Annotated in this window: 16 protein-coding genes and 1 pseudogene; all 17 read left to right on the forward strand. The window is 59.2% G+C overall.

Going from position 1 to position 19,345, the window contains the following annotated elements:
• Positions 1–3: 3 nt before the first annotated feature.
• The 17 genes and pseudogenes from U5771_RS24785 to U5771_RS24865 all read left to right on the forward strand — a co-directional run bounded on the left by U5771_RS24785 (position 4) and on the right by U5771_RS24865 (position 19,286).
• Entirely contained in the window at positions 4–333 is a 330-nt protein-coding gene (locus U5771_RS24785; protein ID WP_322026397.1) for a hypothetical protein, read from the forward strand.
• A 103-nt stretch (positions 334–436) separates the two neighbouring features.
• Positions 437–2,194 (forward strand): ShlB/FhaC/HecB family hemolysin secretion/activation protein, encoded by a 1,758-nt coding sequence (locus U5771_RS24790; protein ID WP_322026398.1) that lies wholly within the window; start codon positions 437–439, stop codon positions 2,192–2,194.
• A gap of 404 nt (positions 2,195–2,598) precedes the next feature.
• Positions 2,599–3,186 carry a hypothetical protein gene (locus tag U5771_RS24795; protein ID WP_322026399.1) on the forward strand — a complete coding sequence of 196 codons (588 nt, stop codon included), beginning with the start codon at positions 2,599–2,601 and terminating at the stop codon, positions 3,184–3,186.
• Positions 3,187–3,463: 277 nt separating this feature from the next.
• Positions 3,464–3,898 carry a hypothetical protein gene (locus U5771_RS24800; protein WP_322026400.1) on the forward strand — a complete coding sequence of 145 codons (435 nt, stop codon included), beginning with the start codon at positions 3,464–3,466 and terminating at the stop codon, positions 3,896–3,898.
• 253 nt (positions 3,899–4,151) lie between these two features.
• Positions 4,152–5,522, forward strand: coding sequence for a hypothetical protein (locus U5771_RS24805; protein WP_322026401.1), 1,371 nt, complete (start codon positions 4,152–4,154; stop codon positions 5,520–5,522).
• Between the two features lie 232 nt (positions 5,523–5,754).
• On the forward strand, positions 5,755–6,420 hold the full coding sequence (locus tag U5771_RS24810; protein WP_322026402.1) for a hypothetical protein: 666 nt from the start codon (positions 5,755–5,757) through the stop codon (positions 6,418–6,420).
• 110 nt (positions 6,421–6,530) lie between these two features.
• Positions 6,531–7,856, forward strand: a complete 1,326-nt coding sequence (locus U5771_RS24815; protein ID WP_322026403.1) for an SWIM zinc finger family protein — start codon at positions 6,531–6,533, stop codon at positions 7,854–7,856.
• Positions 7,853–9,436, forward strand: a complete 1,584-nt coding sequence (locus tag U5771_RS24820) for a DUF5691 domain-containing protein (RefSeq protein ID WP_322026404.1) — start codon at positions 7,853–7,855, stop codon at positions 9,434–9,436. Before U5771_RS24815 ends, U5771_RS24820 begins: the two co-directional genes overlap by 4 nt.
• On the forward strand, positions 9,433–10,524 hold the full coding sequence (locus U5771_RS24825; RefSeq protein WP_322026405.1) for an AAA family ATPase: 1,092 nt from the start codon (positions 9,433–9,435) through the stop codon (positions 10,522–10,524). Before U5771_RS24820 ends, U5771_RS24825 begins: the two co-directional genes overlap by 4 nt.
• Positions 10,524–12,800 carry a DUF5682 family protein gene (locus tag U5771_RS24830; protein ID WP_322026406.1) on the forward strand — a complete coding sequence of 759 codons (2,277 nt, stop codon included), beginning with the start codon at positions 10,524–10,526 and terminating at the stop codon, positions 12,798–12,800. Before U5771_RS24825 ends, U5771_RS24830 begins: the two co-directional genes overlap by 1 nt.
• Position 12,801: 1 nt before the next feature.
• A complete protein-coding gene (locus tag U5771_RS24835) occupies positions 12,802–13,959 on the forward strand; it encodes a VWA domain-containing protein (RefSeq protein WP_322026407.1) in 1,158 nt (385 codons plus the stop codon).
• Positions 13,960–14,109: 150 nt separating this feature from the next.
• Positions 14,110–14,517: a hypothetical protein gene (locus U5771_RS24840; protein ID WP_322026439.1), complete on the forward strand. Its 408-nt coding sequence runs from the start codon at positions 14,110–14,112 to the stop codon at positions 14,515–14,517.
• Between the two features lie 198 nt (positions 14,518–14,715).
• On the forward strand, positions 14,716–15,291 hold the full coding sequence (locus tag U5771_RS24845; protein WP_322026408.1) for a hypothetical protein: 576 nt from the start codon (positions 14,716–14,718) through the stop codon (positions 15,289–15,291).
• 67 nt (positions 15,292–15,358) lie between these two features.
• A pseudogene (locus tag U5771_RS24850) lies at positions 15,359–15,741 on the forward strand (integrase core domain-containing protein); the annotation flags it as partial.
• A 161-nt stretch (positions 15,742–15,902) separates the two neighbouring features.
• A complete protein-coding gene (locus tag U5771_RS24855) occupies positions 15,903–16,355 on the forward strand; it encodes a hypothetical protein (protein WP_322026409.1) in 453 nt (150 codons plus the stop codon).
• 580 nt (positions 16,356–16,935) lie between these two features.
• Positions 16,936–17,766 carry a hypothetical protein gene (locus U5771_RS24860; RefSeq protein WP_322026410.1) on the forward strand — a complete coding sequence of 277 codons (831 nt, stop codon included), beginning with the start codon at positions 16,936–16,938 and terminating at the stop codon, positions 17,764–17,766.
• Between the two features lie 536 nt (positions 17,767–18,302).
• A complete protein-coding gene (locus U5771_RS24865) occupies positions 18,303–19,286 on the forward strand; it encodes a hypothetical protein (protein WP_322026411.1) in 984 nt (327 codons plus the stop codon).
• Positions 19,287–19,345 lie beyond the last annotated feature (59 nt).

Below are 19,345 nucleotides of genomic sequence, written 5' to 3' on the forward strand. Positions count from 1 at the left end.
AAAATGGCAGGATCGATAGTTATTTCTAAAGACGTTCGCGTTCCGGTGAGTACGAGCCAGTTCGATTATTTGGTTAGTAGAATCGGTGAGCAGTTTGACTCGCCTGACATTTGGGTTAAGGATGAGGTTTATCTTCCTATGGAAGAGGGAGGGATGAGCTTTATCTCAACGGAATCGTTGAATTCTAACGGGCTGTCAATTTTTCTGACGGCTGTGACGCGGGCTAGAACCGCTTCTCAGGCTGAGGAATCATTTCCCCTATACGAGAATGTGTGGGATCAATTGGTTGAGAAGTTGCGGCAAGACACCCGGCTCGGAAATACGAGGAATTGATTCAAATCACGACTGTAGTTGGGCGCTGATGTGAATTGATGGTAATTGCCATATCGATAACGGGGGATGTTTGCTGTCTATTCCCGCCAATCAAAAAAATTAAATGAAAACGACCAGACGGCTGGCTGTTTTGCCAATCACTACTCTGATCACGCTAGCTGCGCAAGCACAACAGGCGCCGTCTCAGAGCGACCAGGCGGCCGCTACCCGCGCGAATGCCGAGCAGAACCAGCAAGCGCAACAGCGCCGTGACGCCCAGCAGCGCGACGCCATCGTGCAAGCGCCAGGCGTGCGTTCGGACGTGCCGCGCCCGGAAGCCTATCCGGTATTGCCGACCGAAACGCCGTGCTTTCGAATCGATCGTTTCGCGCTCGACGCCCCCGACTCGTTACCGGCAGCCGCGAAGATGCAGGGCGCATCCGCCTTGCCGATGGATCGCTTCGCCTTTGCGCGCGACTGGCTCACGCACTACGCCGGCCAATGCGTCGGCAAGCAAGGCGTCGATCTGATTGTCAAAGGGGTGTCGCAGGCCATCCTCGCACGCGGCTACATCACGACCCGCGTACTCGTGCCCGAGCAGGATTTGTCCACCGGCACCTTGAAGCTTGCCCTGATTCCGGGCGTGATCCGCCACGTGCGTTTCGAGGACGAGAAGTTGCGCGGAACGTGGAAGACCGCTTTCCCGACTCGCGACGGCGACGTGTTGAACCTGCGCGACATCGAACAAGGGCTTGAGCAGATGAAGCGCGTGACGAGCCAGGACGTCTCGATGCAGATCGTTCCCGGCGAGCTGCCCGGCGAAAGCGATGTCGTGCTCGACGTGAAGCGCGGCAAGCCTTGGACGGTCGTCGCATCGGTCGACAACTCGGGCACGCGCGCCACTGGCAAGCTGCAAGGCAACCTGTCAGTTGGCATCGACAATCCGCTTGGCCTGAACGACATGCTCAACGTCGGCGTCAGCCAGGACCTCGAATTCGGCGACAAGCGCCTCGGCTCGCATGGCTGGAACGGCTTCTATTCGATTCCGTGGGGTTACTGGACTGCGACACTCTCCGCATACACGAACACCTACTATCAGCAGATTGCGGGTGTGAACCAGACATTTATCGCGAGCGGCAACTCGAAGACGGTCGATCTCAAATTGGCCCGGGTGCTGGCGCGCAGCCAGAACGACGTGCTCGGAGGGTACTTTCGGCTGTCCCGCCGTTTTGGCAAGAGCTTTATCGAGGACACCGAGATTTCGCAGCAGCGTCGCAACAACACGATCATCGAACTCGGTCTGACCGACCGGCACTACTTCGACGGCGCGCAATTCGATGGCTCGCTCGCGTATCGTCAAGGCGTTGGCGGATTCGGCGCGCAGGACGACACACTGGCGACGAGCGGCCCGACTTATCGCTTCAAGATGGCCGTACTCGACGCGAACCTGTCGGTCCCGTTCGCGATCGGCAAGCAGCCGTTTCGCTATGTCGGCACGTTTCACGGTCAGTACACGGGGGACACCCTGTACTACCTCGATGACTTGACGATCGGCAGCCGATACACCGTGCGTGGCTTCGACGGAGAGACGATGCTGGCGGCGGCGCGCGGGTTCTATTGGCGTAACGAGCTGCAAATGCCGATCGGCCAGACGGGGCAAGCGGTGTATGCGGGTCTGGACTATGGCCGCGTATGGGGACCGCAACCGATTGTGCTCGTTGGTACGCAGTTGGCCGGTGCTGTCATCGGCGTGAAGGGAAGCATCGCGACGCGCTACGGTGCCTACGCGTATGACCTGTTTGCAGGCACGCCTGTCTATAAGCCATCAGGCTTTCCGACCGCACGCGTCACGGTTGGATTCCAGCTGACTTCGCAGTTTTAAGTGGGGAGTCTGTTGTAATGGAAGACAGGCGGTTGGATGAATCGAATGTGTCGAACGTGACGCAACCGGTACGGCTTCCGCCACGTCACCCGTGGTTGAACGGCAAGCGTCGCGCAATGGAGAAGGCGCGAAAGACATACGTCGAGCTGTCCACACCCGAGCGGACGCCTGTTCCTACTACCGAGCCACGAATTATCGTGAAGCAGAAGCGGCGGCCGGTTTTCGATTGATATTTCGAGTTTGATTGGCCGTATCTAGGCTCCCCTCCGGGTCTAGATGCTTTGCGCGGTAAGCAGTGTCTCCGCGCCTTTTTATGCAGAAACTACATCGGTTGGCTTGGGTCAAGTCATACAGGTGGGGTGTTGTTTGTTTTGTTAGTTATATTTAACAATTGAGAGAAAAAAATGAAGAAGCTGGTACTGGTTGGTCTAATGGGCTCGGCGGTTCTGCTGGCGGCATGTGGCGGCGGCGGTGACAGCAGCAGCGGTGCGACGTCCGGAAATGCAACGAGTTCGACGTCGCAGACCACGTCGACATCGTCAACGCCGTCGTTTGCGTGCACGGACGGCTACAAGAAGCTGACGATCTCGAATAGCAGCGTGATTGCCAATGCGAACATCAATCTTACGACTGACGATGGTATCGCTACGCTCACGCTCAAGACGCCTGCGAGCGGTCTGACCGGCGATCTGACCGTGTGTCTGGGCAAGATGGACCCATCTTCGGCCGGTGCGACCGGGGATTACATCTACGGTGTTGAGGTGCCTCAGGGGAGTCTTCACTCGATGGCCTCCGCAACGCTGACGCTGAACTTTACGACCAACGTTACGCCCAGCCCGAATCCGCCCGTGATCGAATTGGCGGATCATTCTAATGGACCGACGGTTTACAAGCCGCTGGTTCAGGGGGCGTCGTATGTGAATCCGCCGAACTACAGCCTTAGCGCGAGCGCGCAGGACGCCGGGATATACGTTGTCCGTCTGAAGCACTGAACATCGACTCGTCCAGAAGGCTGGGCCTTCTGGACGAGTCGATGATCCGGAGGAGTCCCTTTACCGACAAGAAGCATGGCGGGCCGTAGGAGTGTGGGCCTCGACGATCGCGAATCATCGGCCGCTTGCTTCTTCGAAACGATGAGACGCTGTTCCTAGCTCTCTTTGAAGGCCCCGTTGTACGGATTGTTAAGAACTTGCATGGTTGACTGATATGGTTCGTAACTCTCACGGTCGAACGAAGCGTAAGCCGCTCACCAAGGATCAGCTTCTGCCGATGTCGAACAATAAAATTCGGACACTGTCACTTGAGGGGCATGTCGCATTGTCCGTTCTGCGCCGCGGCCAAGGCGATGCGGTACAAATCGGCCGGCTCGCACAGATCGTTTATCTATCGTATTTCATGCGTGACGTGACGGCAGCGGGTTCCGACATCGAGCAATTTCGCGTCGCCGAGATCATCGTGGAAGACTGCGTGACCAGAGCACTTAACGGCGAGCAATGGGTTTTGAAGGACGAGGATTTTGCGGCCGTCGAGCGCATCTTGCTCTTGTACGATGCTCAGCTCGCGGCTGCTCCTGCGTATCGATTCGCGGACGCATGGCAGCAGTTCGAGCGTGTGGTCGTCACGCATTATCAGACTCCCATCGAGGGCTCGCGTGTCGAAACGTCGGCGATCGGTATCGATGCCGTCAGTGCGCTGATTCAATGAATTTCCACAACAGCTTGAGCATAAGGCTCCATTGATCATGGCGCGTACAGCTGAAGAGGCGTTTAAATATACGGTAGAGGTTGCGAAGGCGGCAGGGCTCACGCTTCTGACGACTGCATGGGCTGGGGCACAGGCGAACTACCTTTTCCGGTGTTCGAATGGACATGAGTTTGAGCGGCCCGCAACGTCTATCCTGTATAAGAATGCGACCGCGTGTCCCGAATGCAAGTACGAAGCGCTACGCGACCGATGGATGGCAATCGTCAGAGAGCGCGGAGGCGAACTTGTAGGGGGCGAATTTACAACGGTAGCCAAGCGTTATCGATTTCGCTGTGCGAAGGGGCATGAGTGGGAGGCGCTGGGACAGCATATCGTCGCCGGCCACTGGTGCCGGCGCTGCGTGGCGGAAGCCAATTCCGAGCGCCTACTGGACCATAACGGACTTGCACGCCTGCAGGCAGCGGCACAAAGCAATGGCGGCCGTTGCCTCGCGACGGAATATGTGGGTAGGGCGGCGCGCTACGAAATGGAATGCTCACACGGCCATCGCTGGCAGAGCAAGGGCGGGTTTATTTTAGACGGTCACTGGTGCCCGCATTGTGCGAGAAGGCAGAGTGCCGAACGACAGCGTAGGCCCGATGGCCTGCAGCGGTTGCAAGCAGCAGCAGCGTCGCGAGGTGGCGTTTGTCTGAGCGAAAAATACACGGGGCTGATGTCACGATACCGGTTTCGTTGCGCTGCCGGCCATGAGTGGCAAAGCTTTGCTGGTTCGGTATTGGATGGGGCATGGTGTACGGCGTGTCGATTCGACGAAGCGGGTGCGGTCGCATTTGAGCGATTGCGCGCTGTTGCCGCGCCACTCGGTTGGCGCTGCCTCTCTGATGCTTGGGTTGGGTACAAGGAACGGTACGAGTTTGAATGCGACAAAGGGCACCGGTTTACTCGTAACGCAGCTGCGCTATTGTACCGAGGCGAGCAAGCTCGTTGCGAGGCGTGCGAAGAAGGCGAAATCGAAGCGCGCTGGTTGAAGGCCATCGCCAGCCGGAGCGGAGAGCTTCTCAATGGCCCGTTTAAGGGACTGTCTGAACGCTACCGGTTTCGGTGTGCCGAAGGGCACGAGTGGGAGACGACAGGCGAACTGATCCGCAGAGGCAAATGGTGTCCGGAATGCGGGCGAGTGAAATCGGCAGAATGCAATATTCTGGCCGATGGGCTCGCCCGATTGCAGGCGATTGCTCTACTGCACGGTGGTCGGTGCTTGGCCGCACAGTACACTCGTAGTCGGGATCATTACCCGTTCGAATGTTCGAAAGGACATCGGTGGAAGGCGTCCGGGCAAATGGTGGTGCACGGACATTGGTGTCCGAAATGTGCAGGATTGGCTCGACGTCTGACGCTTGAGACCATGCAGGCGATAGCGAAGGAGCGTGGCGGCGTATGCTTGTCCACGGGATATGAAAGTGCGCATGCGAAATTGACGTGGCAGTGTCATCGTGGACACGTCTGGCAGGCGTCTGCGAGTAACGTGAAAAACCAGGGCCGATGGTGTCCCAATTGTGCATTTCTGGAAATGACGAAGGACCCGAAAAAGCGTCTGAGATGGGATTTCGAGGGCAAGGGCTGACCGAGCAGGCTCGGGCTCTGGCATTGGAAAGAGATGCGTGTGGATGGAAGTACGATACAGCACGATGGGTTCGAGTCTACCCACCTAGCATTCGCAACGCCTGAATGAAATTGAACAATCAACTGAGGATGCGAGGTTGACGGGGAAAATGAACTGCGACGAACTGCTCGTGAGTCTAGTGCGGGACGTGTAAGTCTGTACCATTCTGTTTTCATCGCCTCGCGGATTCTTCTTGAATTACGGATGGATAGCAATGCGTTTTCTGTGTTTGTCGATCCTCGCTGCAATGGGTTTTTCTGCGATGAGCGTCCAAGTCATCGCAGCGGAATGCCCTCTGGAGTTGACCCTAAAGTCCGATCCAGATGCGTTCATTAATCAACTGAAAAGTTTGCCTACGGAGAAATCGGAGAGGACCGTCGACCGTCCGCCAATATTCGGTCACTGCAACTATCAGACGTCCTCAGTCATGCAATTGAACGCAACTCCGGGAGGTCTGTGTTCGATCGGTGGTCAGCCCGTAATGATGTCCATGGTGAGTATCCTCGACAGCAGGTCAACTGTCGTTAGTCACGAATACCTAGTTCCGAAGTCGGACAAGTCCTTGGGGGCTATCAAATCGGCATTGAGTAAAATTGGTACTGTGGTGTCAAGAGAGGCTGAACCCAAGGCTTGGACGTCTGCAGATAGTCATTGGCTTGTCGATGCTGTCTACGGAAGTCGCGAAGACCTATGGACTGTCGCGCATGAAGTTCCGGATCAGGGTGAGAATCGAAGTCCTCACGATTTTTATATCGTGACGCATGTCCGCCGTGAATGGCTTGATTTTTCCAATAGAGACCTAAATACCTGCGCGCCACTTCCAGGCGGCAATCGTCCCGATGCAGGCGACGTTCGTTAACACGCACTATCTAGTTTCTCGTATGGTCACTTTTTATGACTGTTCTCTTGATAATACTTCGGCGCAGTGACTTCGCCGTTTATTTTTAACCTATAACCAAAGCGGCGTATATGCAGCTCACCGAACAACAGGTTCTGGCGTTGGCACCTGATGGTAGTTCGGCCGCGAATGGCAAGAAGCTCGCGCAGCCGAAGCAGTGGCCGATGCTTGGACGTAATGCCCGCGTGGTATGGGGGGAGTGCCAGGGGAGCGGCAAGAACCCCTATCAGGTCCGTGTGGATCTTGCCGATTTCGCGAGCAAGTGCTCGTGTCCCAGCTTCAAATTCCCTTGCAAGCATGCGCTCGGCTTATTGCTTCTAAGCGCCAACCAGCCGGACTTCGTTGAAGTTACCGACGAGCCCGAATGGGTTAGCGAATGGCTGAACAGGCGGGTGGACAACGCGGCCAAAAAGGAGGCGCGGGCGGTCGCCAAGGCGGAAGCGCCGGTGGACGAAGTCGCGCAGCGAAGACGTGCCGAGAAGCGCGAAGCGCGCGTCAATGACGGCATGGCCGGGTTGCAAGTTTGGCTGGAGGATCTGGTGCGCAACGGACTCGCGCGCTTGCCTGCGCAGGGCCCCGCGTTCTGGGAGCAGATGGCGGCACGGCTGGTCGACGCGCAGGCAACCGGCCTGGCCGCGCGAGTGCGCGCGTTGGCGGACTTGCCGGGAAGCCATGAAGCATGGCCCGAACGATTGCTCGCCGAGCTCGGGCGCCTTGCGTTGGCGGTTCGTGCCCATGAGCGGTTCGATTCTCTCCCGCCGGACCTGCAGCAGCATCTTCGTCAACTGATCGGGTTCAGTCAACGTGAAGAAGACGTGCTGGCAGACGCCGAAGCATTGCGCGATCGTTGGCACGTGATCGGACAGATCGTCGACGCAGACGAGCGCGTGCGTGTACAGCGTACCTGGCTTTTGGGCGAGATGAGCGGTCGACGTGCGCTGTTCCTGCGGTTCGCTGTAGGCAATCAGCCGTTTGCCGAGACCTGGTTGCCCGGCGCCGGGTTCGATGGTGAATTGGTTTTCTGGCCGGGTGCCGGATCTCAGCGAGCGATGCTCAAAGGCGCAGCGGTGCCGTTGCCGTCGCCCCTTGCATTTTCGCGCACTCGCGATCAGCTTGGCTTGCTTGACGACGCAGCGAATGCCCTGGCCGCCAACCCCTGGCATGATCGCCTTGCAACCGTGCTGGACGCAATCGTGCCGGTGTTCACCGACGGGACGTGGCATGCGGTCGATGCGACCGGGCATGGGTTGCCGCTTCATGGCAGCAACCACTGGACATGGCTGGCGATTGCCGGTGGTCGCCCTCGGGCCATTGCGGTGGAGTGGGACGGTTGGGCGATTCGGCCACTGGGCCTATATGCCGACGGACGCTATCAAAGCCTGACAGGAGTCGCATGATGCATGATCTCGTTCGCATCGCGCTCGTCGGAACGGCCAACGCGCCGCAGGACACGCCCACGCTCGCGGAGATCGATGCGTTGTTGCCCGACGGAACCCGGGAACAACGCGTGTTATGGCAGGCCGGGAGCCTAGCCGTGTACAGCGATGCCGGGCGGCTGCCGCATCCAACGAAACTGCCGTGCGCCGCGCCGGACGAAACGGTACCGGAAATGCCGGCAGCGCTCGTGCCCTTGGTTGATGCCGCGATCTCGGACGAGATACCGGGGCTCGGCGAATGGCTGGCGCCGCGCGTCGCGCAGGCCGGCTATCGCTTGCCGCCGGCACTGTTGCCGCGTGTGCTCGGCAAGGCCACCGCGTTGACACATTGGCATGACGTCCTCGGCGAACGCGGTCGATGGCTCGCATTGCAGAATCCGGACTGGGATGCGCGCCTGAGGAAGCTTCAGCCTCCGGAGCTGGATGAAGCGGCGTTGCTGCGTATCTGGGACGACGGGGAGACGACTGAACGTGCCAACGCGCTGGCGGCGTTGCACGGCATCGATGCCACCAAGGCCCGAGACCTGCTGGCCGCGGTTCTGCCGAAAGAGAAGGCGGAGCAGCGCCAGCAATTCGTCAACGCACTGTCGACCCATCTGGGCGCGGAGGATGAGGCGCTCCTCGAAAGCCTGCTCGACGATCGTGCACAAACGGTACGGATCGCGGCGGCCGACCTGCTCGCCCGATTGCCGGGTTCTGCTTTTATGCGCAGGATGTCGGCGCGGGCCGATGCCTGTGTGCGCTGGCAAGCGGCGACAGCCGTCAATGGCGCCGTCGCGAAGTTTGCCGCGTTACTGGGTAGACGCAACGACCCGGCGTTGTTCGTCGACATCCCCAGCGAGCTACCGAAAGATTGGGCGCGCGATGGCATAGTCGATGTGACGCATCACGGGGAGGGCAAACGTGCGTCCTGGTTGCGGCAGGTGCTGTCGCTTGTTCCACCCGCACGCTGGACCGAAGCCGCAGGCACAGAAGCGCAAGAGCTGATTCCATTGATGGCCCGCAATGACTGGGCCGATGCGCTGTTGGCCGGATGCGCTACCGCAGCGTGTCGAGCAAGCGATCACGAGTGGTCGGCAGCCCTCCTGAGGTTTGCACTGGGACGCGACCAACCGCCGGCTCGCCTGAGTGTGCTGATACCCGCCCTGTGGGAAGCTTCGCTTCCCGTAGTTTGCGAAAGCGAGCTGTGCCGCCAGCTTGCGCTGGGCGAGGTCGAGCTGGCTTCAGCATTCGCTCGCCGGCTGGATGCGCCATGGCCGACCGAGGTCGTTCGCACCTTATCTCGGACCTTCTTCTCGGATGCCAAACAAACCCGCACGCCGACAGACCTGATGCTGCGCTACGATCTGGCCGCTCTGGTCGAACTGGCGATATTGCGCGCGGCCGATGACGATCTGGCGTTACTGACACCGATCGTAGAACTATATGCCAGCTGGCTCGGCAGCGAATTTGCCGGCCAATCCCGAATGCTGGAGCAGGCGCGTGAAATCGTCACGCTCATGCAAGCCAAACACACCGTGATCAAGGAGATGCCGCTGTGAGCGACAACCTCAATACCGTGCTGCGCCAGCACGCCGAAACGCAATATGCCGAAGAACTGGCTGAACTGGCGCGCGACGACAAGCGTACACGGCCAGCAAACTGGCGGTTGTCGCCGTGGGCAGTCAAGACTTACTTGCTGGGCGGCAAGCTCGACAATGGCTTTGAGGTGACGCCGAAATACATCGGTAGCGGCCGCCTGATCGAGATCGCCGTCGCCACGCTTGCAACCGATCGCGCGCTGCTGCTTTACGGCGTGCCGGGCACCGCGAAGAGCTGGGTATCGGAACACCTGGCGGCGGCGATTAGTGGTGATTCCACGCTGTTGATTCAGGGCACCGCCGGCACGGATGAAACGGCATTGCGGTACGGCTGGAACTATGCGCGCCTGTTGTCGGAAGGTCCGTCCGAGCGCGCGCTGGTGCCCAGTCCGATGCTCAACGCGATGCGCGACGGCAAGCTGGCGCGGCTGGAGGAGATGACGCGTGTGCCGAGCGAGGTGCAGGACACGCTGATTACGCTCCTGTCGGAAAAGACCCTACCGGTGCCGGAACTCGGGATCGAGGTGCAGGCCCAGCGCGGCTTCAACGTGATAGCGACCGCGAACAACCGTGACCGTGGCGTCAACGAGATGTCGTCCGCGTTGATGCGCCGTTTCAACACCGTGATCCTGCCGACCCCGGAGACGTTCGATGAGGAAGTCGCGATCGTCAGCCGCCGGGTCACCGAATTGGGCAGGGCGCTGGCGTTGCCGGCCGAGAAGCCGGCGCTGCAGGAAGTGCGTCGCGTGGTCGCCGTGTTCCGCGAATTGCGCAACGGCCTGACCGAGGACGGCAAGACCAAAATCAAGTCTCCGAGCGGCACGCTGTCGACTGCGGAAGCGATTTCGGTGCTGGGCCACGGCATGGCCGTGGCCGGCTATTACAGCGACGGCGTATTGCGTGCCGCCGATCTGGCAGCTGGCCTGACCGGAGCGATCGTCAAGGACCCGGTACAGGACAAGCTGGTCTGGATGGAGTACCTGAAGACGGTCGTAAAGGAGCGCGACGACTGGAAGGACCTGTACCGCGCTTGTATGGAAGTGGTTTGATGGCGGTTCGCTATTACGGCATCCGCCACCATGGCCCTGGTTGCGCACGCGCATTGGCGGCGGCGCTGACGGTGCAACAGCCCGATATCGTATTGCTCGAAGGGCCGCCGGAAGCGGACGCCATCGTCACATTGGCGGGCGATGCCGCAATGCAGCCACCCGTGGCGCTACTGGTCTACCCGACCGAAGCGCCGCGGCTGGGCGTGTTTTATCCATTTGCCGAGTTTTCGCCGGAATGGCAGGCAATTCGTCATGCAGCGACACACAACGTACCGCTGTGGTTCATGGACCTGCCGGCGACGCATGGTTTCGCCGAATCCATCGCCCGGGAACGGGAGGTGGCCGAAGCCATGCCGGAGGGCGCTGACGGTGTCATCGATTCAGCGGGGGAAACTGGGGAACGCGAATCGTCGGAGCTGCTGGAAGGAGAATTGCCGCCGGCCTGGCGGATGGACCCGATCGGCCAACTGTCTCATGCCGCGGGCTACGCCGATCACGAATTGTGGTGGGAGATCGAAGTCGAACAGCGCCGCGACGCAGGCGAACTGTTCGCGGCCATCGAGGAGGCCATGGTCGCGTTGCGTGAACATGCGCCGGCGCCCTCGGTACGCGAAGCGCGACGTGAAGCCCATATGCGCACGCGGGTACGTGAAGCGCAAAAAGCCGGCTATCAAAACGTCGCTGTCGTGTGCGGTGCATGGCACGTACCGGCATTGACGCAGGTGGCCAAGATCAAGGACGACACGGCGCTCCTCAAGGGCTTGGCCAAAACCCGAACCGAAGCGACCTGGGTACCGTGGAGCGACGACCGCTTGGTCTATACCGGTGGGTACGGTGCCGGCGTTGAATCCCCAGGCTGGTATCGTCACTTGTGGCAGAGCCCAGACTCGGCCGGCTTGCGTTGGGTAACGGAGCGCGCGCGGCTGATGCGTGCTGAAGGTCTGGACGTGCCGTCCGCCAGCGTGATCGAAACGGTGCGTCTGGCAGACGCGCTTGCCGCCATGCGGGGTCTGCCGCTGCCGGGGCTCGCCGAGCACCGTGAAGCGATGATGACCGTACTCTGTCATGGACAGGTCGGACCGCTGTCCTTGATTCGCCACAAGCTGGAAGTCGGCGATCGATTGGGCGCGGTGCCTGAATCCGTCGTCGCCGCACCGTTGCAGCGCGACCTGGAGGTATGTCAGAGGCGCGTACGGCTCAAACCCACGACCGAGATCAAGCAGATCGATCTCGATCTGCGCGAAGAGGGCGGTCGACAGCGCAGTGTGTTGTTGCATCGTCTCAACTTGCTCGACGTGGGTTGGGGCACTCTACAGCGAGACAACAATCGCACCGGCACGTTTCGCGAGGCGTGGGAACTGCGCTGGCGTCCGGACATGGTCGTCACACTCATTGCCACCAGTCGCTACGGCAACACGATCGAGGATGCGGCAACGCATCGGCTGTGCGAAATCGCACACTCGGGCGCCGACTTGCCGCGATTGACCGCGATGCTCGACCAAGCCGTGCTGGCGCGATTGTCCGTGGCAATCGATACTTTGCTTGCCTGCATGCAGACGCAGGCGGCTGTTGCGGCTGATCTCGTGCATCTGATGACGGCACTGTTGCCGCTGGCGCGTGTGGTCCGATACGGCGACGTGCGGGGGACCACCGTCACTGATTTGCAGCCGATCATCGAAGCACTGGTCGAACGTATCGTCATCGGTCTCCCGGCAGCGACAAGCAACATCGACGAGACAGCCGCCACAGGAATGCTGGTGCATATGGACGGCGTGCAGGACGCGCTCGATACTCTCGGCATTGCGGCATTACGGGACGAATGGCTCGATTGCCTGGTCCGGCTGACCGCGGATGACGCCGTTGCCCCGACAGTGCGCGGATTCGCACTGCGTCTCGCTTTTGACCGTCACCGTATCGACGCCGAGGAAGTCGCGCGCCAGGCCGGACTGGCGCTTGCCGCCGTCGTATCGCCGGCGGCGTCCACCGGCTGGCTGACCGGACTTTTGCGCGGAAGCGGGCTGTTGCTGCTGCAACACGACGCACTCTGGCGTGTCATCGATACATGGCTTGCCGGTCTCGCTCACGACGTCTTTCTCGAGCGTTTACCGCTGTTGCGCCGCGCATTCGCCGATTTCCAGGCTGCCGAGCGGCGTGAAATGGGCGGCAAGGTCCGGCGACTCGATGCACCTGCCGTGGCGGCAGCCGCCGTCGTCGAACTCGACCATGCGCGGGCCGTCCGTGTCCTGCCGGTGCTTGCTGCGATCCTGGGGAAATGACATGAGCATCGATCTCCAAACCGACCGCATGCAACGCTGGCGCCTGATCCTGGGTAGTGACGCCCAGGACAGCTGCGGCGCAACACTCCCCACCGAACTGGTCCGTGCCGATAGTGCCCTTGCCGCGCTGTATGACAGCGAGCGTCAGGGCGGCCTCGGTGCCAGCAGCCCCAATGTTGCCCGCTGGCTGGGCGACATTCGCGAGTTTTTTCCGACGCCCGTCGTCCAGGTCATGCAGCAGGACGCCCTGGAGCGTCTGAACTTACGCAAGATGTTGCTGGAGCCGGAACTGCTCGAGTCGGTGGAACCGGATGTTCACCTCGTAGCGAGCCTGATGTCATTGTCGCGCGTGATGCCGGCCAAAACCCGCGACACAGCGCGCAGGGTAGTGCGGCGCGTGGTCGAGGAACTGGAGCGCCGGTTGGCCGAGCCGATGCGCCAGGCGATACGTGGCAGTCTCAACCGCGCGGAACGCAACCACCGGCCGCGCCTGAATGAAATCGACTGGCATCGCACCATCCGCGCGAATCTTTCGCGCTATCTCCCCGACCGGCGGACGGTGATTGCGGAAAAACTGGTGGGCTATGCGCGAAAACGTTCGGCGTTGCGCGACGTCGTTCTCTGCGTCGATCAAAGTGGATCGATGGCCGCGTCGGTGGTCTACGCTGGGGTGTTCGCGGCTGTGATGGCGTCCCTGCGAGCCGTGCGTACTCGCATGGTCGTGTTCGACACCAATGTCATCGATTTGACCGACGAAACGAGCGATCCCGTAGACCTGCTGTTCGGCGTGCAACTGGGTGGCGGCACCGACATCAATCGCGCATTGGGCTATTGCCAGCAGGTGATCAATCGTCCCGAGCAAACCATTCTCGTGCTGATCACCGATCTATACGAAGGCGGCAATCAACAACAGATGCTGCAACGCGCCGCGGCGCTCAAGACCGCAGGCGTCAACGTCATCTGCCTGCTTGCGCTGGCCGACAATGGTGCACCTGGCTACGATCACCAGAATGCGACCCACTTCGCCGCGCTCGGTATCCCGGCTTTTGCCTGCACGCCCGATCGATTTCCGGAATTGATGGCGGCCGCGATCCAGAAGCAGGACATTGTCCTCTGGGCGGCTCAACATGGTTTCATTACCAATCGCACGGATCGGTAAGGAAGCGCCGATGCGATCAGTGGTGCACGTGAGGATTTGGACAGACAGAGCAGATCTCCATTGCAATGCGATATGAACCGTAAAGAAATGGGAACCTTGGTGAGACGCAGCTCGAAACGACACGGTGGTCGGAGAGCGTTAACTAAAGAGATGTTGTTGCCGTTGTCGACCGAAAAGGTGCGATCGCTATCGCTGGAGCATCACATGGCGCTGGCAGTGGTTCGCTCAGGAAACGGAGATTGTGACAAAGTCACTTGCCTGCTGCGTGTTGTGTACTTGGCGTTCTACATGCGAAGCGAGACAGTCTCGGGTGCTGACCTCGAGTTGTACCGACGAGCGGAGGCCGTCCTAGACGCCTGCATCGCACGTGCAGAGCTTGGCGGGGCATGGACGCTTTGCGAAGGCGAGCTGGCTGACGTGGAGCGCGTGTTGGTCGTACATGACGAACAACTGGCAGCCATTCCAAAGCATCGCTATCTGGAAGCTTGGGATCGGCTACAACGTTTCATCAGTGGGACAGGGCGTTCACCCATTCCGGTAGGAGAAGAGATCGCTTAATGGACGAGACAGACTGATCCTTAATCTCTGTCTTCAGCGAGAGAGAGGATGGCCTGCCCTGACATAAGAAGTGCGGTGACTTGCTCGCCGGCGCCGGCTCGGACGGCGAACGAGTTGGTGCGATGCGCAGCTTGGTCGTTGGCCGGATGGCGACGCACAAGACATCCCGACTGAGCGTTTATATTGAAGGATTCTCGGATGCAAAGTTTGGTGCGATCGTTGGCGTTTCGGGTGCTCGCCTCTCCAGAAACCAATGATCATGAAGTGCGGATCGTCATTGATGGCGAGGACACCATTGATCGCCTAAGTCCGGCGATAGGACTCGATCCGATAGACTTCTTCGAGCAGCATACTCTACTTCAGGGCGGGCTCGCCCTGATTGCTCGCTGCGATTGCGGCGTCATGGGGTGCGGTGATTGGACTGCCAAGATTACGATTGGCGGCACCTTTGTCGAATGGAATGCAGATGTTATCGGAACACTTCGGTTTCCATCTGACGCCTACCGCAGGTGGATAGTCGGAGCGGCAAACGACCGTGGGTGGGAAGACGCAAACCGCCGGGCCGAGCGACTTGTTAGTGAAGTTCTAGCCGGCATGCTCTTGGATGACGGGAAGGTTTTTCAGTGGGCGAGCGCGCGCATTGCGCCTGGCCAGATCAGGCTCTCGTCCTGGGGCGATGGTGAACAGTCGCTCTTGAGCGTCAATTGGGATGAGGTACATACCGATACCGCGGTGGCAGCGGCCACGTTGTTTCGGCACGAGCGACGGCGCTGAGTCTACATCCGGGAGGACCGTGCTTTCCGTGCTGGTGACCTCAGACGTTTCTTGTAGCCATCCGGCAAGGTCGCAGGACGTGATCTTGACGCTATCGCGACTCATGCGGCTGTACGGCAAGCCCGCGTTTGTTCGGTCGGACAACGGCGCCGAATTTATCGCTGCCAAGGTCATGCGTTGGCTACGAGACGCTGCAATCGGTCCGGCCTTCATCGCGCCTGGCAGTCCATGGCAAAACGGATTCGTCGAAGGCTTCAACGGCAAACCGCGAGACGAATTGCTAAACCGCGAATGGTTCCGCAGCCGTGCCGAGACCCAGGGGCTCATCGAACGCCGGTGGCAGTTCCACTACGAGCGCGGCCCCCACAGCGCGCATCGCTATCAGCCGCCGGCCACGGTTCGTCGAGCTTGGCTGGTTCCAATAGTATCGACGCGAGACTCGCTGCGTGATTGGTCATAGAGTTCCGCCTCGGGTCAGCGGCGCTAGGTGTAAGCCCCAGTTAAAAGAAATATTGACTTCGATGGAAATTGCAAGACAATAACTTAAGAATTAGAAATTACGGGGATGCGCATCAACCCACAGAGTTTTCCGACTATCCGGGGAGAAAGACATGGCAGACCAAGATCAAATCCCTACGCTTGTTGCCGTGGCCTCAAATCCGACACAGTTGCAGGCGGCTCAGCGCATCGCGGCACGCAAACTACTCGGTTATGATGGTGAGGTGTTTCCAGCGGACGGATGTGCCATAACGCTGTCGGTCTTGTTACAGCAAGCAGGAATCCCTGTTCCTGACACGTTCCGGGCCATAGAGCTTGGGGAGATTTTGGCGAGTACGCGAAATTGGGTGAAGGTGGGCATCGGAGGGCAGCAAATCGGCGACATTGGCTCGACATGCGGCTCAACTGCGGAACATGGATCAGATCACATATATCTGGTTCTCAAGGTGTTAAATTCGGATGAGATGGTGATTGCAGACAACCAAAGCGATTCTCCTCATTTCCGGTTCGCCAGCGGAGCTGGTGGAAAGACACCGACGACCTTCTTTTTAAGGGCGCCCGCGTGATAAGGCAGTCAGGCGGCGAACTGAGAATGCGATTCGTTTAATAGAAACTCAATCGATCATGCCAATAGTTACAGCGTCATCGTTTGCCGATCCGAAAGATGTTGCCGCGTATCGCAAAGCGATAGCAGAAGGCAAGACACGAGAGGAGGCCCGGCGAGAGGGCGACGACGGTATGGGCTGTTGGGGAGATGACACGACCTCCCCGGACAAGCCTATGTGCGCGTTGCCGCGCGAGGATTGGATAGCAAAGTGGGGCGATGGTGGTTTGGCTCGTGGGCAGCTCGTCGCTGTAACCTATCAAGGCCAGACGGTTGTCGGAGAGCTTCGCGACACCATGCCATCTAAAGCAAACATAGAGAATGGCGCGGGCATCGATCTAAACCCTGGATTCGCAAAGGCCTTTGGCCTTGTGCCGCCTTTCATGATCCACGACGTTGAATGGGAGTGGGGATAAGGTTGACGGGGAGGGGGCGAGAGTCTATCGATTTCTCGGACCAGAATTTACTTTCATTGCCGACGGGCCCGGTGCGCTCCGTTCGGTAGCAACGAATATAAAGACCTCATATCGAGCGGGGCCGGCATGAACGGGGTGGCGAGAGCTTTAGTGCTGACGGCGGGGAGCGGGTTGCTCGCCGGGTGTGCCTCGACACCTTTGATTTACCCTCTGGTCGACCCGGCGCACCAGCTTGTGTCAGGAAGCTTTCTAACCAAAGCACAGGTATGCCTCCGCGATGCCGACGGCGCTGAAACCTGTTCTTTCGTGTCAGATTCACTGCAAGCTCTACAAACGGCGAGCGCTTACTACCAAGATCAAGCGGTCCAGAAAGACCAATGGCGGCTTGGCTTAGGCGATGGCGTGTTTTTCGGTAGCTTGGCCGCAGTGGCGGGTGGTTTGTTCAAAATCACTGGCTTGATCAATGGCGGCGCAGGAGTGGCAGCAACGTCTGCGGCCGCTACTGGACATTACAATCCATCGGGGCAGGCCCTCATTCTCTCTCGGGCCGCAACCACTGCGATGTGTTACCAGAACGCGTTGATCGTCACGAGCGACCAGGCTTTCCAATCGCTTTTGGGAGTGGGAAATGCGAAATATCGGCAGGATGCGCTCACGATGATGGACGGGGTGATAGTGCGGCTCCAGCAACTGCATGCCAATCTGAACACCGACATGCGTAACCTATCGACGACGAACTTTACGATTGACCAACTAACGGACCTTGTTCTCAAGTCGAAACCCACACCGCTTTCCAGCATCCCTCATATCGAGAAAGCCAACGCGAAAAACGCAAAGGTAAGTTTCGCCTACACGGACGACACTCCCAATGCCACGGACAAGCAGGTCGCGAACTGGGACTCGGATGTCAAAACCGTGCTGGCCCGAATGGACCTCTGCACGGTCACAACAAAGTGACTTGCGACCGAATGCAACGATTGCTGGTCTTGTCTTTAATCATGAGGCGCATTTCTTGATGCGCCCCGCACGCATCTATCTCCCTGAGACACTGGCCGTAGCTGCGGACTGCGGGCGAACCCCTCGACAGCTGATGGCACGGCGCGCGAGCGACTTGATGCCCCGTATCCGGTTTTCCGCATATGGAACGCGTGGAGACCACAACTAGTTTGTTGACCAAATGCGCGCCGCCTTCGCGGCCGTGGCACGTGACGAACGCCGCGTCACTTGTCGTGGACACCGCCGTTCAGCAAATCTATGCTAGTACCTCTGCCGGTGGCCTCAGCGCGCAAAGTGTCGATCGCCAACTCCGCGCAGGTTTTCAGCTCGAGTGCGTGAGGGTAGACGGAATCAAGCAGCATGATCGAGCGAGGAAGTTGGCGTCGAACAGGGCGGCGATGGCCGAGGTGTCGGTTCGAGGCTGACCCGGGGTAAGCTACCGTTCGGCGGAATTTGGCGGTAATCTCGCCGAACAGACTGATACAACGAGGGCGTGAATGACTGCAGAGTTACGCAGGACATTGATTGATCATGGGTCCCTCAAACCGAGGGCTGAAAACATGATTCGAGGCCTTCGACCGGAGTGGCTCCATTTTGAGGCCCACGAGCTCAAACATCCGCTCTCGACATACCAGATTTCGCTCGATCGGGTTGCGGCAGCGTGGCTCAAAATATTCCCGTTGTTGAGCCGGATGGAAATCGAGGTCACGCTCGGGAGGCAGGCAACCGACGGCGGCATTCTGCTTGGCGCCTATGAGACTTTGCTCGACCGACTCAATGATCACATTGATTCGTGCGAGCAAGTTTTGCGGTGTCTCCGGCCGCCGATTCAAGGCAAGACCCTCAAGTTTCATCAGAAATTCCTTGAAGCGACAAACCTGCCCGGATGGGAGGCGCTTCACAAAGACGTGATCAAAAAATATCGCGATCCACGCCTCGGTGTCGTGTTGAACGAGCTAAAGCATTACGCTGGTCATTTAACCTTATGCAACGCGAGCACGGCCGATGGACCGATTTGTGGCTTCTTCTTGAACGGCCCGTATCCGGGGGGCGCCATCGGGCCCAGCAAAAAACTTCATAAGCCGATGGGCGATATGCTCACCGCCTTTTCGTTTAAGATGGACATGGCGATGCACTTTTGGTTTGTGTATCTACTAGGGGAGGCGGTCGCGCAGTGCATAGAGCAAACGATCAAACGTGACCATGGAGATACAGCCGTTGAGGTGAAGCCTACGAGTCAGTCCTTGGACTGGGCTAGGCTCTGCGAGGAATGCGCGGGATTGAAGGGGGCATTCTTTCCAGATGAGGAGGCGATGAAGAGGCCCATTATCGTTGTTCCCACCGATGGCTCTTCGTTGTTGATCAGGCTTGGCCCTGGCCGCAGATATCGTCAGCTTCAACCAATGAACGTGAGCGTCGTCATGAAGATCCAGGAAGGAACGCCGTCCTACGCGATGCCGTATTTCCGACAGGGCCCGTGACGTCGCCGCTAGTCGGGCCGATGAAGTGTATTGATTTTCCGGGCGCGGAACTCTGAAGG

The sequence above is a fragment of the Burkholderia sp. BCC1977 genome, from assembly GCF_905339595.1.
Taxonomy (GTDB): domain Bacteria; phylum Pseudomonadota; class Gammaproteobacteria; order Burkholderiales; family Burkholderiaceae; genus Burkholderia.

What these genes read in the sequence shown, in the direction of transcription:
- U5771_RS24855 (WP_322026409.1), top strand. Translation starts at nt 15,903, where the DNA reads ATGGCAGACCAAGATCAAATCCCTACGCTTGTTGCCGTGGCCTCAAAT.
- U5771_RS24860 (WP_322026410.1), top strand. Translation starts at nt 16,936, where the DNA reads ATGAACGGGGTGGCGAGAGCTTTAGTGCTGACGGCGGGGAGCGGGTTG.
- U5771_RS24820 (WP_322026404.1), top strand. Translation starts at nt 7,853, where the DNA reads ATGATGCATGATCTCGTTCGCATCGCGCTCGTCGGAACGGCCAACGCG.
- U5771_RS24815 (WP_322026403.1), top strand. Translation starts at nt 6,531, where the DNA reads ATGCAGCTCACCGAACAACAGGTTCTGGCGTTGGCACCTGATGGTAGT.
- U5771_RS24835 (WP_322026407.1), top strand. Translation starts at nt 12,802, where the DNA reads ATGAGCATCGATCTCCAAACCGACCGCATGCAACGCTGGCGCCTGATC.
- U5771_RS24840 (WP_322026439.1), top strand. Translation starts at nt 14,110, where the DNA reads ATGTTGTTGCCGTTGTCGACCGAAAAGGTGCGATCGCTATCGCTGGAG.
- U5771_RS24805 (WP_322026401.1), top strand. Translation starts at nt 4,152, where the DNA reads ATGGCAATCGTCAGAGAGCGCGGAGGCGAACTTGTAGGGGGCGAATTT.
- U5771_RS24795 (WP_322026399.1), top strand. Translation starts at nt 2,599, where the DNA reads ATGAAGAAGCTGGTACTGGTTGGTCTAATGGGCTCGGCGGTTCTGCTG.
- U5771_RS24800 (WP_322026400.1), top strand. Translation starts at nt 3,464, where the DNA reads ATGTCGAACAATAAAATTCGGACACTGTCACTTGAGGGGCATGTCGCA.
- U5771_RS24785 (WP_322026397.1), top strand. Translation starts at nt 4, where the DNA reads ATGGCAGGATCGATAGTTATTTCTAAAGACGTTCGCGTTCCGGTGAGT.
- U5771_RS24790 (WP_322026398.1), top strand. Translation starts at nt 437, where the DNA reads ATGAAAACGACCAGACGGCTGGCTGTTTTGCCAATCACTACTCTGATC.
- U5771_RS24845 (WP_322026408.1), top strand. Translation starts at nt 14,716, where the DNA reads ATGCAAAGTTTGGTGCGATCGTTGGCGTTTCGGGTGCTCGCCTCTCCA.
- U5771_RS24830 (WP_322026406.1), top strand. Translation starts at nt 10,524, where the DNA reads ATGGCGGTTCGCTATTACGGCATCCGCCACCATGGCCCTGGTTGCGCA.
- U5771_RS24865 (WP_322026411.1), top strand. Translation starts at nt 18,303, where the DNA reads ATGACTGCAGAGTTACGCAGGACATTGATTGATCATGGGTCCCTCAAA.